The following is a 16,366-nucleotide window of genomic DNA, read 5'->3' on the forward strand; positions in this document are numbered from 1 at the left end:
TGCGCGTCGCTCAGGCGGCGGGGGAGGGCTCCTGCTCCGCCTCCACGCGGGCGTTCCACTCCCGCTTTGAGGCCTGCCAGCCGTCCTCGTTGTGGCCGCGGCGCCAGTAGCCGGAGATCGACAGGTCCTCGCGCGGGACGCTCCGCTCGACGCGGAGCAGCTTCCGCAGCTCCTTGACGAAGTGCGCCTCGCCGTGGACGAAGGCGTGCACCCGGCCCTCGGGGAAGGCGAGGCCCCGCACGGCCTCGACGAGCGCCTCGCCGAGCGGCCGGTCACCGCGGTGCAGCCAGACGACCTCGACCTCCGAGTCGATCTTCTGCTCCTCCTCGGGGCCGGAGACCTCCACGAAGGCGTACGCCCTGGCCCCGCGCGGCAGTGCCTCCAGGGAGCGGGCGATCGCCGGCAGCGCGCTCTCGTCGCCGACGAGCAGATGCCAGTCGGCGTCCGGGTCGGGCGCGTAGGCCCCACCGGGGCCCATGAACCGCACGGTCTCGCCCGGCTGGACGCGCGCCGCCCACGGGCCGGCCAGGCCCTCGTCGCCGTGGATGACGAAGTCCAGGGTCAGTTCGCGGTGTTCGGCGTCCCAGTGGCGCACCGTGTACGTCCGGGTGACCGGCCACTGGTCGCGCGGCAGCTCGTCGCGGATGCGCTGCATGTCGAAGGGCTCCGGATAGGTCACGCCCTCCGGCGGGAACAGCAGCTTCACATAGTGGTCGGTGCACGTGCCCGTCGCGAAGTCGGCGAGGCCCTCGCCACCGAGCACCACGCGCTGCATGTGCGGGGTCAGCCGCTCGGTGCGGACGACCTGAGCGGAGTGCGGCTTGCGCGGCTGGCGTCCCGGTCGCTCTGCCATGAGGACCTCCCTGATTCGCATAGTTAGGCTTACCTAAGTTAGCACCTCGCCCCCACTTAACACCTCTCGGATGAGAAGTTGATGAGGGCCACCGGCCTCAGGAGAGTCCTCGGCCCCCGCACAGGTCACGCCGCGAGCGTCGTCAGCAGGCGCTCCAGTGACCCGCCCAGTCCCCAGCGCGCCGCCAGTGCCTCCAGCTCCGCCGGGTCGCGCGGCGTCCGCGGCACCGCCGTCGTGACGTCCGGCAGCGGTACGTCCTGCGCGACCCGGACCACCTTCGGCGCGACCGCCAGATACGGGCGCGCCTCGTCCAGCCGCCTGCGCTGCGTCGGCGTCAGCTTGGACCCCCGGTCCTCGACCGCCGCCATGATCCCGGCCAGGTCCCCGAACTCGGCCAGCAGCTTGGCGGCCGTCTTCTCGCCGATGCCCGGCACGCCCGGCAGGCCGTCGCTGGGGTCGCCGCGCAGCAGGGCCAGATCCGCGTACCCGCTGCCGTCGACCCCATACTTCCCACGGAGCCATGTCTCATCGGTGAGCTGCAGCGTGCCCACGCCCTTCAGCGGGTACAGCACGCGCACCCCGCGCGCGTCGTCCACGAGCTGGTACAGGTCGCGGTCGCCCGTGACGATGTCGACCGGGCCCTTCGCCCCCGCGGTGAACGTGCCGATCACGTCGTCGGCCTCGTATCCCGGGACGCCCACGCGCGCGATGCCCACCGCGTCCAGCACCGCCTCGATGACCGGCACCTGCGGCGACAGCGTGTCGGGCACCTCCTCCTCGTCCGGGCCGGTCGCGTGCTCCTCGGCGACGCGGTGCGCCTTGTAGGAGGGGATCAGGTCCACCCGCCAGTGCGGCCGCCAGTCGGCGTCCATGCAGGCCACGAGGTGGTCGGGCCGGTGGTCCCGGACCAGACGGTCGATGAAGTCGAGCAGTCCGCGCACGGCGTTCACCGGCGTGCCGTCCGGTGCCTTCACCGAGTCCGGGACGCCGAAGTAGGCGCGGAAGTACAGGGAGGCGGTGTCGAGGAGCATCAGTCGTCCGGTCACGTCACGCATCATGCCGTACGCCACCGACAGCGACTCGCCTCATATGTGACGCGCCCCACTTGTGCGTTTGGGATTCGGGATCGGGGGGAGGCGCCGCCCCGCGCGAGGCTCGTTGCACATTTCAACTGTTTGCGCCCTGCCGTCGCGCTGTTCTGTCGCCGTGAAAATTGAGGTGCACGTGTCAGCAAGGCTGCAGGCGGAGAGCCTGTACAAGGTGTTCGGCAGGAGACCGGACCAGGCGGTGCAACGGCTCCGTGACGGGGCCGACCGGGACGAGCTGCGCGCCGAGGGCGTGACGGCCGCCGTGATCGACGCGTCCTTCACCGTGGAGCCCGGCGAGATCTTCGTCGTCATGGGCCTGTCCGGCTCCGGCAAGTCCACCCTGCTGCGCATGCTGAACGGCCTGCTCGAACCGACCGCCGGACACGTGCGCTTCGACGGCCAGGACCTGACCACGCTCGGCGACCGCGAGCTGCGCGAGGTCCGCTCCAAGAAGATCAGCATGGTGTTCCAGCACTTCGCGCTCTTCCCGCACCGCAGCGTGCGCGAGAACGCCGCCTACGGCCTGGAAGTGCAGGGCGTGCCCCGCGCCGAGCGCGTACGCCGCGCCGACGAGGCGCTCGCCCTGTGCGGCCTGGCCGGCTGGGAGAAGTCCTGGCCCGACGAGCTCTCCGGCGGCATGCAGCAGCGCGTCGGTCTGGCCCGAGCGCTCGCCACCGACGCCGACCTGCTGCTGATGGACGAGTCCTTCAGCGCCCTGGACCCGCTGATCCGCCGCGACATGCAGGACCAGCTGCTGGAGCTCCAGCAGAAGCTGAGGAAGACGATCGTCTTCATCACCCACGACCTGAACGAGGCCATGCGCCTCGGCGACCGCATCGCCGTCATGCGCGACGGCGAGATCGTGCAGAACGGCACCGCGCAGGACATCCTGCTGCGCCCGGCCAACGACTACGTCGCCTCCTTCACCCAGGACGTCGACCGCTCCCGCGTGCTCACCGCGGGCGAGCTCATGGACACCTCGGTCACCGGTGACGACCCCGGCTGCCACTGCGCGACCGCCACGACCGGCACCCCGTTCACGGAGCTCTGCGCGATCAGCGCCCGGCTCTCCCACCCCGTCTCGGTCGTGGACGAGGACAACAAGCTGATCGGCGTCGTCCCCCGGCAGCGCCTGGTCGGCTTCCTCGGCGACGAGCGGGACACCACCCCGGAGCCCTGCGACTCCCCGCGGGACATGGGCGGAGAGAAGGTGACCGCCCGTGCCTAGGATTCAGCTCGGCACCTGGGTGAACGACGCCGTCGACTGGCTCACCACCCACATGGGGTGGCTGTTCGACTTCTGCAAGACCGTCTTCCTCGGGCTCTACGACGGCATCAACGCCGTCCTCCAGGCCCCGCAGCCGCTGCTCCTCGCGGGCATCTTCGCCGTGATCGCCTTCTGGCTGCGCGGCACCCTCGCCGGTGTCCTCGCCTTCGTGGGATTCGCGTTCATCGACTCCCTCGACCTGTGGGAGAACGCGATGATCACCCTGGCGCTCGTCCTCGTGGCGACCGTCATCGCGCTGGTGATCTCCATACCGGTGGGCATCTGGGCGGCCCGCTCCGACCGCGTCAGCGGTCTGGTCCGGCCCGTCCTGGACTTCATGCAGACGCTGCCCGCGATGGTCTACCTCATCCCGGCGATCCTCTTCTTCGGCACCGGCGCCTCCGCGGGCATCGTCGCCACCCTGATCTTCGCGCTCGCCCCGGGTGTGCGCATGACCGAACTCGGCATCCGCCAGGTCGACAAGGACCTGGTCGAGGCCGCCGACGCGTTCGGCACCACACCCCGCAACACCCTGCTGCGCGTCCAGCTCCCCCTCGCCCTGCCCACGGTCATGGCCGGTGTCAACCAGGTCATCATGCTCGGACTGTCCATGGCCGCCATCGCGGGCATGGTCGGCACCGGCGGTCTCGGCGGCGACGTCAACCAGGCCATCGGACAGCTCAACGTCGGCCTCGGCGCCGAGGCCGGGGTCGGCATCGTGATCCTCGCGATCTACCTCGACCGCATGACCAGCGCGCTGGGCACCCAGGTCTCCCCGCTCGGCCGCCGCGCCGCCGCCAGGCTGCGCGCCGCCCAGGGGCTGAAGATCTGGTCGTACCGGCCCCGCCCGGCCGTCGCCGTGATCGGCGTCGTCGTGCTCGCCCTCATCTCAGGCGGCATGGGGGTCTTCGGCGGCAGCACCGGCTCGACCGCCGCGGCCGGCAGCAAGGACGTCGGCCAGGGCAAGAAGATCAGCATCGGCTACATCCCCTGGGACGAGGGCGTCGCCTCCACCTTCCTCTGGAAGGAGGTCCTGGAGCAGCGCGGCTACCAGGTCGAGGCCAAGCAGCTCGACGCCGGGCCGCTCTACACCTCCCTCGCCCAGGGCGACATCGACTTCCAGACCGACGCCTGGCTGCCCACGACCCACGCCCAGTACTGGAAGAAGTACGGCAAGCAGCTCGACGACCTGGGCGCCTGGTACGACAAGACGTCCCTGGAGCTCTCCGTGCCCTCCTACATGAAGGGCATCGACTCCCTGGCGGACCTCAAGGGCAAGGCGTCCGAGTTCGGCGGCAAGATCACCGGCATCGAGTCCAGCGCCGGCGAGATGGCCCTGCTCAAGAGCAAGGTCCTCAAGGAGTACGGCCTGGACAAGGAGTACAAGGTCGTCGACAGCTCCACGCCCGCGATGCTGGCCGAGCTGAAGCGTGCCTACGCCAAGAAGGAACCCATCGTCGTCACGCTCTGGTCGCCGCACTGGGCGTACAACGACTACAAGCTGACGAAGCTCAAGGACCCCAAGGGCGCCTGGGGCGCGGGCGACGGCGTGCACACCCTGGCCCGCAAGGGCTTCGCGGACGACGACCCGACGGTCGCCGGCTGGCTGAAGAAGTTCAAGATGAGCGAGAAGGAGCTCACCAGCCTCGAAGCCGAGATCAACAAGGCCGGCAAGGGCAACCAGCAGGAGGCCGTCCGCGCCTGGCTGAAGCAGCACCCCGGCTACGCCGACAAGCTCGCCCCGGTCAAGGGCACCGGCGGCGGCACGCCCGCCGAGGCGAAGCGACCGCTGGACGTGGCGTGGTTCCCCTGGGACGAGGACATCGCCGTCACGTACCTGTGGAAGAACGTCCTCGAACGGCGCGGCTACACGATGAACCTGAAGCAGATGGACGTCGGCCCCGTCTACACCGGTCTGGCCTCGGGCGATCTCGACCTCAACTTCGACGCCTGGCTGCCCTACGCCCAGAAGAACTACTGGGACAAGAACAAGGACCGGCTCAGGGACCTCGGCACCTGGTACGAACCGACCTCCCTGGAGATCGCCGTGCCGTCCTACGTCAAGGGCGTCGACTCCCTGGAGGACCTCAAGGGCAAGGCCGGCACCTTCGACGGGAAGATCATCGGCATCGAGCCCGGCACCGGCGAGATGGACCTGCTGAAGAACAAGGTCCTGCCCGGCTACGGCCTGGACAAGGAGTACGAGGCCGTCGACGGCTCCACCCCGGCCATGCTGGCCGAGCTGAAGCGCGCCTACGCCAAGAAGGAGCCGATCGCCGTCACCCTCTGGTCGCCGCACTGGGCGTACAGCGACTACGAGCTGACCAAGCTGAAGGACCCCAAGAAGGCCTTCGGCGAGGGCAACACGATCCGCACCATCTCCAACGAGAAGTTCCCCGAGCAGTACCCGCAGCTCACGAAGTGGATCAAGAACTTCAAGATGAGCGAGGACGAGCTCGGCAGCCTGGAGAGCGAGATCAAGAACCGCGGCCAGGGCCATGAGGAAGAGGCCGTCGCCGCGTGGCTGAAGCAGCACCCCGACATGGTGGAGCGCATGACGCCGCAGTGAGGCCCGTAGCGGGGCGGGACGCGACACGCCGCGTCCCGCCCCGTACGCGTACCCTCACCCGTATCCGGACCCCGCCAGGGGCCCGAACCCACGAGCAGGATCCGGACAACCACAGAGCGCTACGCCACCCCCCGAACCTCTTCTCCCTCCCTGCTGTTCCCGTGGGAGGAATCCGCGCGCCGCTCCCGGGGACGGAGGATCCCCTGGCGCGAACTGTGAGGTCGCGCACCGCCTTGTATGACATCGATGTGACGGGCGCATGCAGCGGTTTGCCGAACATGCGTAGGGTGCAGACAACTCAACAGAAGCTCTGCGCCGGGACACCGGCGCACAGGGACCGGATCGACGGGCGAAGGAGGGAGCCGGAGCGATGGGCGACCACAAAGAACAGCCCCTTCGGGTGGGCGCGGCCGTGCGCCGGCGGCGCCGCGCGCTGGAGCTCACCCTCGCCGTCGTGGCCGAGCGCAGCGGCCTGTCGGTCCCGTTCCTCAGCCAGGTCGAGAACGACCGGGCACGGCCCAGCACGAGCTCCCTGGAGAAGGTCGCCGACGCCCTGCGCACCACCGCGGTCGAGCTCCTCGCCGCGGCCGACCCGGCGTGCAGCGTGGACGTCGTCCGCGCCGACGGCACCGAACCGCTGCCCCAGCCCCGGACCCGGTCCCTGGTGCGCGGTCACCATCAGATGCACGCCTCCGAGTTCACCGGCGACCACGACGCCGGCCGTGAGTTCCAGTACCGCAACGACCAGTTGATGTACGTCGCCGACGGCGCGGTGGAGATCGAGGCGGAGGGCCGCGCCTACCGGCTCGGCCGCGGTGACACGCTGTACCTCACCGGCGGTGTGCGGCACCGCTGGCGGGCGGCGGAGTCCGACACCCGGGTGATCGTCGTCGCCGTGGCGGAGCACATCGAGGCGGTCCGGGACCGGCCGCGCCGGTGAGGGTCGTCTCGCTGGTCCCGTCGCTGACCGAGGCCGTGGCCCGGTCCGCGCCCGGCGCCCTGGTCGGCGCCACCGACTGGTGCACACATCCGTCCGGCCTCGACGTCGTACGCGTCGGCGGCACGAAGAACCCCAAGACCGACCGGATCGTCTCCCTCGCTCCCGACCTGGTGATCGCCAACGAGGAGGAGAACCGCGCACCCGACCTCGCGGCCCTGCGCGCGGCGGGCGTCGAGGTCCTGGTGACGGAGATCCGCGACGTGCCGCAGGCCTTTCGGGAACTGGCCCGCGTCCTGGACGCCTGCGGGGTGACGGCCCGCCCGCGCTGGCTGGACGAGGCCGAGGAGACCTGGTCGTCCCTGCCACCGCCCCCGGCCCGTCTGAGGGCGGTCGTACCGATCTGGCGCCGCCCCTGGATGGTCCTGGGCCGCGACACCTTCGCGGGCGACGTCCTCGCCCGCCTCGGCGTAGACCACCTTCACGCGGGGCACCCCGACCGCTACCCCCGCATCCCGCTCGCGGAACTCCGCGCCTGCGCACCGGACGTGGTGATCCTCCCGGACGAGCCGTACCGCTTCACGGCCGACGACGGTCCCGAGGCCTTCCCCGGCCTGCCCTGCGCGCTCGTCAGCGGACGGCACCTGACGTGGTACGGGCCGTCGCTGGCCGAGGCGCCGCGGGCACTGGGCCGGGCCCTGCGAGCAGCTCGCCCCTGAGCAGCCCGCGCACGGTGCCCACGGCGGCGGTGCCCCACGCGGCGACCAGCACCGCGTACAGCACGACCGCCGGCCCCGCGTAGGCCACGAGCCCGGTGTGCCGGCCCAGCGCCTCGGCGCCCGTGACACAGGTGCCGACCGGGAAGGTGAACGACCACCAGGTCATCGAGAACCGCATCCCGTGCCGCCGGGCGCGCAGCACCAGGGCGGTGGCGAGGCAGAACCACAGCAGCGCGAACCCCATCACGGGCACGCCGTAGAGCACGGCGAGCACACCGAAGCCCTGGCTGTACGGCGCCGGTACGACACCGGGGGCGACGTCCGCGAAAGCGCCGGCGGCGGTCGTGGACTGCCCGAGCGGCCCGAGCACCAGGAACAGCGTCGGTGTCAGGGCGAGCGGCAGCGGCCCGCCGGTGACCAGCCGTCCGAAGACCAGCGGCAGCATGAGCAGGGTCGCGAGCAGGCTGAGCCCGAACAGCGCGACGCAGAAAAGGAGCAGCGTCTCGCGGGCCTGACCGGGCGGCAGATGCGGCACCAGCGACGGCCCGACGGCGGCGGACACCATGGGCGCGACCAGCGGCAGCAGCCAGACGGGCGTGGCCTGTCCCGGCTCGGCGCGGTGCCGTACGGCCATCAGAAACGGCACCGCGACCGCAGCGGCCAGCCCGAGGACCGTACCGGCGGTGAACAGCACGGCGTCGAGCACGACGGCCGCCCGCAGACCGATCCAGTCCCGGCCGACGGTGAGGGCACCGCCGCCGACGGCCAGCAGGGCCATGGCGAGGCAGCCGTAGAACGGGGCCGTCGCCGGATCGAGGAGGTGGGCGCGGGCCTGCTCCCGGTGGTGGGCCCAGTGCACGGCCCGGGCGCCGAGCAGGGTCACGAGCAAGACCAGGGAGAGGGCCCAGACACCGGTCAGCATGCCGCGCAGCTCGGGGACGTGCGGTGACAGGGCGGCCCCGGCGGTGGCGACGACGGCGGTGCCCATGACGGTGGCGTACCAGTTGGGTCCGAGGTGACGGACGGAGACTGCGCCCGTGAGGGGCCGGGCCGGCTGGACTGCGGTGACCATGACTCCCACGGTCGGGCCGTGGGCACCCCGCCGCCAGGGAGCATGGCTCTATGGCGACATAAGCTGGGTTTATGAGCAGGAGCGAAGAGCAGGGTGAGGTCCAGGCCGGAGGGTCTCTCGCGCACCGGGTGCCGGATCTGGGCGGCCTGGAACTGCTGCTGGCGGTGGCGCGGCTCGGCAGTCTCGGCGGGGCGGCGCGGGAACTGGGCATCACCCAGCCCGCGGCCAGCAGCCGGATCCGGTCGATGGAGCGGCAGCTCGGCGTGGCGCTGGTCGACCGCTCACCGCGCGGGTCCCGGCTCACGGACGCCGGTGCGCTGGTGACGGACTGGGCGCGGCGGATCGTCGAGGCGGCGGAGGCGTTCGACGTGGGGGCGCAGGCGCTGCGCGACCGGCGCGACTCGCGGTTGCGGGTGGCGGCGAGCATGACGATCGCCGAGTATCTGCTGCCCGGCTGGCTGCTCGCGCTGCGCGCCCAGCGGCCCGACACGGCGGTGTCCCTGCATGCCGGGAACTCGACGGTGGTCGCGGAGCGGCTGCTGGCGGACGAGGCGGACCTGGGGTTCGTCGAGGGGCTGACGGTGCCGACGGGGCTGGACTCGGTGGTCATCGCCCATGACCGGCTGATAGTGGTCACGGCTCCTGCCCATCCGTGGGCCCGGCGGCGGCGTTCGCTGGCCGCGGAGGAACTGGCGTCGACGCCGCTGATCCTGCGGGAGAAGGGCTCCGGTACGCGGCAGGTCCTGGACGCGGCGCTGGGCGGGCTGGCGCGGCCGCTGATCGAGTTGTCGTCCACGACGGCGGTCAAGGCGGCGGCGGTGAGCGGGGCGGGGCCGGCGGTGCTGAGTGAACTGGCGGTGGGGGAGGAGCTGGCGATGCGGCGGCTGGTGCGGGTGCCGGTGGAGGGGATCGCCCTGGCGCGGGACCTCCGGGCGGTGTGGCCGACGGGGCATCGCCCTACCGGGCCGGCCAGGGATCTGCTGTCGCTGACGCGGGGGTAGTTTCCTCGCCCCCGCCGGCCCCCTACCCGTCCCCTCCCCAGGGGCTCCGCCCCTTCGACCCCGCCAGGGGGCTGTGCCCCCTGGACTCCCATCGGCCTGAAGGGCCTCGTCCTCAAACGCCGGACGGGCCGGACGGGACTCAGCCCGGCATTTCGAGCCTGGGAGCGTGCGCGCACGGGCTCAGGACCCCGTTGCCGCCTCCACCAGCGCCCGCATCACCCGCACGTCCTCCCCCATCTCCGGATGCCACTGCACCCCCAGCACCCACCCCTCACCGGACGGCAGTTCCAGGGCCTCCACCGTGCCGTCGTCCGCGTAGGCCGACGGGACCAGGCCGGTGCCCAGGCGGTCCACGGCCTGGTGGTGATACGACGGCACCGACGTCTCCTCCGGCACGACACCGGCGTACAGACTCCCCGGCACCGGCTTGACGGCATGGTTGCCGAAGACGCCCACGACCTCCGCGTGCCCGTCGAGGTGCTGGACCAGCGTCCCCCCGAGCGCGACGTTCAGCAGTTGCATACCCCGGCAGATACCCAGCAGCGGCACACCCGCCGTCAGTGCCGCGTCGATCAGGGCCAGCTCCCAGGCGTCCCGCTCCCGCGCCGGCGGCCCGGTGCGGGGATGCGGTTCGGCGCCGTACCGTACGGGCTCCACATCCGGCCCGCCCGCGATGACCAGCCCGTCCAGCCGGGCCACGGCCGCGGCCGCGTGCGCGGGGTCGTCCGGCGGGAGCATCGCGGCCAGGCCGCCCGCTCGCTGCACGAGCCGGGGGTAGCCGACCGGCAGCAGCGCGGCCTCCAGTTCCCACACTCCCCAGCGCGCACCGGACTCCAGATAGGTGCTGACACCGATCAACGGCCTGGTCACCAGAACTCCCTCAACAGTCGACGCTCAGTCCCGTGTCAACTCTGCCTCGGCCGCGGCCAGCGCCGCGAACTCCTCCTCCGGCGCCTGCGCGACCAGCCGCTTACGGCTGTACAGACCGAAGTACGCGACGGCCACGACGTACACCGCGAGCGCGATGAACGCCGCCGTCACATCCACCAGGAACGTCGCCACCAGCGCCGCACAGGCCAGCACCAGGGCGACGGAGGAGGTCAGCACCCCGCCGGGCGTCCGGTACGGCCGCGGCAGCTCCGGCTCGCGGCGGCGCAGCACGATGTGCGACAGGGCCATCAGCGCGTAGGAGATGGTCGCGCCGAAGACCGCGATGTTCAGCATCCGGGCGCCGTTCCCGGACACCGCCGCCAGCAGGAAGCCGATCGTGCCGGGCACCAGCAGGCCCAGGTAGGGCGCCTTGCGGCGGCTGGTGAGGGACAGGAAGCGGGGCAGGTAGCCCGCGCGGGACAGGGCGAACAGCTGGCGTGAGCCCGCGTAGATCAGGGAGAAGAACGACGCCACGAGGCCGGCCAGACCGGCGTAGTTCACGATCCGGCTCAGCGTCGTCGCCTCGCCGTCCGGCTGGAGCGCCTCGACGAGCGGGTTGCCCGCCTCCTGGATCGCCGCGGAGCCGCGTGCTCCCGCCGCCGCGACGAAGGTCACCACCGCCAGCACGATCAGGATGCCCATCGACCAGCGGATCGCCTTCGGCAGGGTACGGGCCGGTTCCCTCGTCTCCTCGGCGGCCAGCGGTACGCCCTCGACGCCCAGGAAGAACCACATGCCGAACGGGAACGCCGCCCAGATGCCGAGCAGGCCGAACGGGAGCCAGGAGTTCGACCCCGCGGCGGAGGAGTCGACCGGGATGTCGTCCAGCGCGGCGACCGAGAAGTCGGGCAGGGCCGCCAGCGCGAAGACGATCAGCGCGACCACCGCGATGCCCGTGACGACGAAGCTGAAGCGCAGCGCCTCGCCCACGCCCCAGAGGTGGATGCCGAGGAAGATCGCGAAGCAGACCAGGTACATCGGCCAGCCGGACTCCAGGCCGAACAGGCCCAGCGACTCGACGTAGTCGCCGATGAAGATGACGATGGCGGCGGGCGCGAGGACGTACTCGATGAGGATCGCCGTACCGGTCAGGAAGCCGCCCCATGGGCCGAGCGCCCGCCGGGCGAAGCCGTAGCCGCCGCCCGCCGTCGGCAGGATCGAGGACAGCTCGGCGAGGGCGAAGACCATGCACGCGTACATCGCGCCCATGAGCACCATGGCGATGGCGAGGCCGCCGAAGCCGCCCTCGGCCAGGCCGAAGTTCCAGCCCGAGTAGTCGCCGGAGACGACGTAGGCGACGCCGAGGCCGGTCAGCAGCACCCAGCCGGCGCTGCCGCGGCGGAGCGCTCTGCGTTCGAGATAGTCGTCCGCCGGCGCGGCGGCGGGTGTGCGGGTGGATTCCTGGGACATCGCGGACTCCCCACGAGGCGGCGGACACGGGGCTGTTCCGGGCCCGGTGGGGTCGACCGAGCTCCGGCTCAATGGAATGGATCCATACCTTTTCGGTGCCGACCGGGAATGGCAATACCCGTGCGTTAATCGCCCGTAAATCCTCACCACATCGCCGGCGTGCGGGGCTCAGCCCAGGAAGCCGCGCAGCAGCGCCGCCGTCCCCGCGCAGTGCTCCCGCATCATCTCCCGCGCCCCGTCCGCGTCCCGGTCCAGCACCGCCTCCACCAGGGCGGTGTGCTGCCGCTGCGAGTGCTCCAGGTTGCGCACGAGCAGCGGGATGCAGTCGAGCAGGTCGTTCACCGTGGCCCGCACCGCCGCGTACTGCGCGGTCAGCGTCGGCGAGCCGCACAGCTCGGCCAGCGTGAGGTGGAGCAGGGTGTCCTGCCGCCGGTAGTCGCCCAGCGGCGCGTCGTGCGTGCGGGACAGCGCCTCCCGCAGCCGCGCCTCCTGCTCGTCCGACAGGCCGTGCGTGGCGCACAGCCCCGCCGCGCCCACCTCCAGCACCTCCCGGAACCGCAGCATGTCCTCTATGTCGACCTCGGCGATCCGGCGCCGCAGCTCGTCCTCGCCGCCGGCGTCGTTGCGCGGCAGCACGAACGTGCCGCCGTACCGGCCCCGCCGCGACTCCACCAGCCCCTGGTCCTGGAGCACCTTCAGCACCTCGCGCAGCGTCACCCGGCTGATCCCCAGCCGCTCCGCCAGCTCCCGCTCGGCGGGCAGCCGCTCGCCCCCCGGCACCAGACCCAGCCGTACGACCTGGAGGATCTGCTCCAGTGCCTCCTCGAAACCGTTGCCCGCGCGCACCGGCCGCAGCACCGGCGTCAGCCCGTCCCGCGTCCCGCCGCCAGCTTCCTCCGGCATGTGGCCGTACCCCCTTCCCAAGCAATGGTTCTCAGGAATACCTTATGGCTTCCGGCGGAACCAGAGCCAAGGAGGCCCTCCCGTGGCAGACCGCACACCCCCGCTGAGCGTCGAGGAGCTGCATGCCCTCGTCGCGGGCGGTGAGATCGACACTGTCGTCCTGGCCTTCCCCGACATGCAAGGGCGGCTCCAGGGCAAGCGGTTCGCCGCGCGCTTCTTCCTCGACGAGGTCCTCAAGCACGGCACCGAGGGCTGCAACTACCTGCTCGCCGTCGACACCGAGATGAACACCGTCGACGGCTACGCGATGTCCTCCTGGGACCGCGGCTACGGCGACTTCGCCATGCACCCGGACCTGGCCACCCTGCGCCGCGTCCCCTGGAACGAGGGCACGGCCATGCTCCACGCCGACCTCGCCTGGAACGACGGCTCGCCCGTGGTCGCCGCCCCCCGCCAGATCCTGCGCCGCCAGCTGGATCGCCTCGCCGAACTCGGCTACACCGCCCAGGTCGGCACCGAGCTGGAGTTCATCGTCTTCAAGGACACCTACGAACAGGCCTGGGACGCGGGCTACAGAGACCTGACCCCGGCCAACCAGTACAACATCGACTACTCGGTCCTCGGCACCGGCCGCATCGAACCCCTGCTGCGCCGCATCCGCAACGAGATGGCGACCGCCGGCCTCACCGTCGAATCCGCCAAGGGCGAGTGCAACCCCGGCCAGCACGAGATCGCCTTCCGCTACGACGAGGCCCTGGTCACCTGCGACCAGCACGCCGTGTACAAGACCGGCGCCAAGGAGATCGCCTCCCAGGAGGGCGTCTCGATCACCTTCATGGCCAAGTACAACGAGCGCGAGGGCAACTCCTGCCACATCCACCTCTCGCTCGCCGACGCGGACGGCAACAACGCCATGGCAGGGGACGGCGAAGACGGCATGTCGGACGTCATGCGCCACTTCCTCGCCGGCCAGCTCGCCGCGCTGCGCGACTTCTCCCTCCTCTACGCCCCCAACATCAACTCCTACAAGCGGTTCCAGCCCGGCTCCTTCGCCCCGACGGCCGTCGCCTGGGGCCATGACAACCGCACCTGCGCGCTGCGCGTGGTCGGCCACGGCCGCTCGATGCGCTTCGAGAACCGGCTGCCCGGCGGCGACGTCAACCCCTACCTCGCCGTGGCCGGGCTGGTCGCGGCCGGGCTGTACGGCGTCGAGCAGAAGCTGGAGCTGCCGGAGCCCTGCCCCGGCAACGCGTACTCCGGCGACTTCGCCCACGTCCCCACGACTCTGCGCGAGGCAGCTGAGCTCTGGGAGAACAGCCCGATCGCCAAGGCAGCCTTCGGGGACGAGGTCGTCGCGCACTACCGCAACATGGCGCGCGTCGAACTGGACGCCTTCGACGCCGCGGTGACCGACTGGGAGCTGCGCCGCTCCTTCGAACGCATGTGAGGCCCTTCTTGTCTTCCGAGCACGTACTGGACGTACTGAATCCGGCGACCGAGGAGGTCGTCGCCACCGTCCCGGCCGCCACCCCCGCCGACGTCGACGCGGCCGTCGCCCGCGCATCCCGGGCGCAGACCGCCTGGGCCGCCCTCGCCCCGGGCGACCGCGCCCGGCTGCTGCGCCGCTTCGCGGCCACCGTCGACGAGCACCTGGAGGAACTGGCCCGCCTGGAGGTCCGCGAGGCCGGACACACCATCGGCAACGCCCGCTGGGAAGCGGGCAACGTCCGGGACCTGCTGGACTACGCGGCCGGGGGAGTGGAACGGCTCACCGGCCGGCAGATCCCGGTGCCCGGCGGCCTCGACGTCACGATCCTCGAACCGCTCGGCGTCGTCGGCGTGATCGCGCCCTGGAACTTCCCGATGCCGATCGCCGCCTGGGGCACCGCCCCCGCCCTCGCGGCCGGCAACGCGGTCCTCCTCAAGCCCGCCGAGACCACTCCGCTCACCGCGCTGCGCCTCGCCGAACTCGCCCTGGAGGCCGGGCTCCCGGAGCACCTCTTCCAGGTCCTGCCCGGACACGGCGACATCACCGGCGACGCGCTCGTACGCCACCCCGGGGTCGCCAAGATCGTCTTCACCGGCTCCACGCGGACCGGGAAGCGCGTCATGGCCCTCGGCGCGGAGCAGATCAAGCCGGTCACCCTCGAACTCGGCGGCAAGAGCCCGAACATCGTCTTCGCCGACTCCGACCTGAAGGCCGCCGTCGACCCCTTCTCCTTCCTGGACAACTCCGGCCAGGACTGCTGTGCCCGCACCCGCATCCTGGTCCAGGAGACCGTGTACGACGAGGTCCGCGAGCTGCTCGCCGAGACGCTGGCCGCCGTGGTGGTGGGCGACCCGGCCGACGAGAAGACCCAGATGGGCCCGCTCATCTCCCGGCAGCAGCTCGACCGCGTCCGGGGCTTCGTGCCCGACGACGCCCCGGCCCTGCGCGGCAGCGCACCCGAGGGCCCCGGCTTCTGGTTCCCGCCGACCGTGCTCACCGGGGAGCGGCCCGACTCGGCGGCGGCCTGCGAGGAGATCTTCGGCCCGGTCGCCGTCCTGCTGCCCTTCTCCGACGAGGCCGACGCGATCCGGCTCGCCAACGACACCCCGTACGGCCTCTCCGGCTCCATCTGGACCCGGGACGTCGGCCGTGCCCTGCGCGTCTCCCAGGCCGTCCGCGCCGGCAACCTGTCCGTCAACTCCCACGCCAGTGTCCGCTACTGGACCCCGTTCGGCGGCTACAAGCAGTCGGGCGTCGGCCGCGAGCTCGGCCCCGAGGCCCTGGCCGCCTTCACCGAAACCAAGAACGTCTTCATCAGTACGGAGGGCCCCGCACAGTGACCGCTCAGGAAAGCATCTGCCGCCGGCTGGTCGGCCGTACCGCCGTCGTCACCGGCGCCGGCAGCGGCATCGGTCTCGCCGCCGCCCGCCGCCTCGCCTCCGAGGGCGCGCACGTCGTCTGCGGCGACGTCGACGAGGTCCGCGGCAAGGCGGCCGCCGAGGAGACCGGCGGCACCTTCGCGAAGGTGGACGTCACCGACCCCGAGCAGGTGGAGGCCCTGTTCAAGACCGCCTACGACACGTACGGCAGCGTCGACATCGCCTTCAACAACGCCGGCATCTCCCCGCCCGACGACGACTCCATCCTGGACACCGGCCTGGAGGCCTGGAAGCGCGTCCAGGAGGTCAACCTCACCTCCGTCTACCTCTGCTGCAAGGCCGCCATCCCGTACATGCGGCGCCAGGGCAAGGGCTCCGTCATCAACACGGCCTCCTTCGTGGCCAGGATGGGCGCGGCCACCAGCCAGATCTCGTACACGGCCTCCAAGGGCGGCGTCCTCGCCATGTCCCGTGAGCTGGGCGTGCAGTTCGCCCGGGAGGGCATCCGGGTCAACGCCCTGTGCCCCGGCCCGGTCAACACCCCGCTCCTCCAGGAGCTGTTCGCCAAGGACCCGGAGCGCGCCGCGCGCCGCCTGGTGCACATCCCGCTGGGCCGGTTCGCCGAGGCCGAGGAGATCGCCGCCGCCGTGGCCTTCCTCGCCAGCGACGACTCCTCCTTCGTGAACGCCACCGACTTCCTGGTCGACGGCGGGATCGCGGGGGCGTACGTCACACCCCTGTAAGCCCGT

At 71.6% G+C, this 16,366-nt stretch carries 14 protein-coding genes; 8 read left to right on the forward strand and 6 right to left on the reverse strand.

All coding sequences use genetic code 11. From position 1 onward, the window contains the following. Positions 1-10: 10 nt before the first annotated feature. Together ABFX81_RS29500 and ABFX81_RS29505 are read right to left on the reverse strand one after the other, a co-directional pair. Positions 11-853, reverse strand: a complete 843-nt coding sequence (locus ABFX81_RS29500; protein ID WP_086849674.1) for a siderophore-interacting protein — start codon at positions 851-853, stop codon at positions 11-13. A 125-nt stretch (positions 854-978) separates the two neighbouring features. Next, positions 979-1,908: a 5'-3' exonuclease gene (locus tag ABFX81_RS29505; protein WP_346138954.1), complete on the reverse strand. Its 930-nt coding sequence runs from the start codon at positions 1,906-1,908 to the stop codon at positions 979-981. Positions 1,909-2,077: 169 nt separating this feature from the next. Here ABFX81_RS29505 and ABFX81_RS29510 point away from each other — a divergent pair, with 169 nt between their 5' ends. From ABFX81_RS29510 to ABFX81_RS29525, 4 genes are all read left to right on the forward strand, one after another. After that, complete coding sequence (locus ABFX81_RS29510) at positions 2,078-3,169, forward strand: betaine/proline/choline family ABC transporter ATP-binding protein (protein ID WP_086849673.1); 1,092 nt, start codon at positions 2,078-2,080, stop codon at positions 3,167-3,169. Next, positions 3,162-5,777: an ABC transporter permease/substrate binding protein gene (locus tag ABFX81_RS29515; RefSeq protein ID WP_346138907.1), complete on the forward strand. Its 2,616-nt coding sequence runs from the start codon at positions 3,162-3,164 to the stop codon at positions 5,775-5,777. The genes ABFX81_RS29510 and ABFX81_RS29515 overlap by 8 nt, the downstream gene beginning before the upstream one ends. Before the next feature lie 370 nt (positions 5,778-6,147). After that, positions 6,148-6,717: a helix-turn-helix domain-containing protein gene (locus tag ABFX81_RS29520; RefSeq protein WP_086841771.1), complete on the forward strand. Its 570-nt coding sequence runs from the start codon at positions 6,148-6,150 to the stop codon at positions 6,715-6,717. Beyond that, on the forward strand, positions 6,714-7,433 hold the full coding sequence (locus ABFX81_RS29525; protein WP_086841773.1) for a helical backbone metal receptor: 720 nt from the start codon (positions 6,714-6,716) through the stop codon (positions 7,431-7,433). Before ABFX81_RS29520 ends, ABFX81_RS29525 begins: the two co-directional genes overlap by 4 nt. Here ABFX81_RS29525 and ABFX81_RS29530 read toward each other — a convergent pair. Next, positions 7,345-8,505, reverse strand: a complete 1,161-nt coding sequence (locus ABFX81_RS29530; protein WP_086841775.1) for an SLAC1 family transporter — start codon at positions 8,503-8,505, stop codon at positions 7,345-7,347. The genes ABFX81_RS29525 and ABFX81_RS29530 overlap by 89 nt on opposite strands. Before the next feature lie 71 nt (positions 8,506-8,576). On the opposite strand from ABFX81_RS29530, the gene ABFX81_RS29535 reads away from it, so the two are divergent. Beyond that, positions 8,577-9,506, forward strand: a complete 930-nt coding sequence (locus ABFX81_RS29535; RefSeq protein ID WP_346138908.1) for a LysR family transcriptional regulator — start codon at positions 8,577-8,579, stop codon at positions 9,504-9,506. Positions 9,507-9,686: 180 nt separating this feature from the next. Here ABFX81_RS29535 and ABFX81_RS29540 read toward each other — a convergent pair whose 3' ends face one another. From ABFX81_RS29540 to ABFX81_RS29550, 3 genes are all read right to left on the reverse strand, one after another. Beyond that, entirely contained in the window at positions 9,687-10,379 is a 693-nt protein-coding gene (locus tag ABFX81_RS29540; protein ID WP_086852105.1) for a gamma-glutamyl-gamma-aminobutyrate hydrolase family protein, read from the reverse strand. A gap of 21 nt (positions 10,380-10,400) precedes the next feature. Then, positions 10,401-11,846 (reverse strand): ethanolamine permease, encoded by a 1,446-nt coding sequence (eat, locus tag ABFX81_RS29545; protein WP_086852103.1) that lies wholly within the window; start codon positions 11,844-11,846, stop codon positions 10,401-10,403. 168 nt (positions 11,847-12,014) lie between these two features. Next, the gene (locus ABFX81_RS29550; RefSeq protein ID WP_086852100.1) at positions 12,015-12,749 is read right to left on the reverse strand and encodes an FCD domain-containing protein; all 735 of its coding nucleotides are present in this window, start codon (positions 12,747-12,749) and stop codon (positions 12,015-12,017) included. 82 nt (positions 12,750-12,831) lie between these two features. On the opposite strand from ABFX81_RS29550, the gene ABFX81_RS29555 reads away from it, so the two are divergent. Genes ABFX81_RS29555 through ABFX81_RS29565 form a run of 3 tightly spaced genes read left to right on the forward strand, consistent with a single transcriptional unit; the run spans position 12,832 to position 16,360 of the window. Beyond that, positions 12,832-14,196 carry a type I glutamate--ammonia ligase gene (locus ABFX81_RS29555; protein WP_086852098.1) on the forward strand — a complete coding sequence of 455 codons (1,365 nt, stop codon included), beginning with the start codon at positions 12,832-12,834 and terminating at the stop codon, positions 14,194-14,196. An 8-nt stretch (positions 14,197-14,204) separates the two neighbouring features. Beyond that, positions 14,205-15,578: an aldehyde dehydrogenase family protein gene (locus ABFX81_RS29560; protein ID WP_086852096.1), complete on the forward strand. Its 1,374-nt coding sequence runs from the start codon at positions 14,205-14,207 to the stop codon at positions 15,576-15,578. Further along, positions 15,575-16,360, forward strand: coding sequence for a 3-oxoacyl-ACP reductase (locus tag ABFX81_RS29565; RefSeq protein ID WP_086852094.1), 786 nt, complete (start codon positions 15,575-15,577; stop codon positions 16,358-16,360). Before ABFX81_RS29560 ends, ABFX81_RS29565 begins: the two co-directional genes overlap by 4 nt. Positions 16,361-16,366 lie beyond the last annotated feature (6 nt).

The organism is Streptomyces coeruleofuscus, from assembly GCF_039532725.1.
GTDB classification, from domain to species: domain Bacteria; phylum Actinomycetota; class Actinomycetes; order Streptomycetales; family Streptomycetaceae; genus Streptomyces; species Streptomyces coeruleofuscus.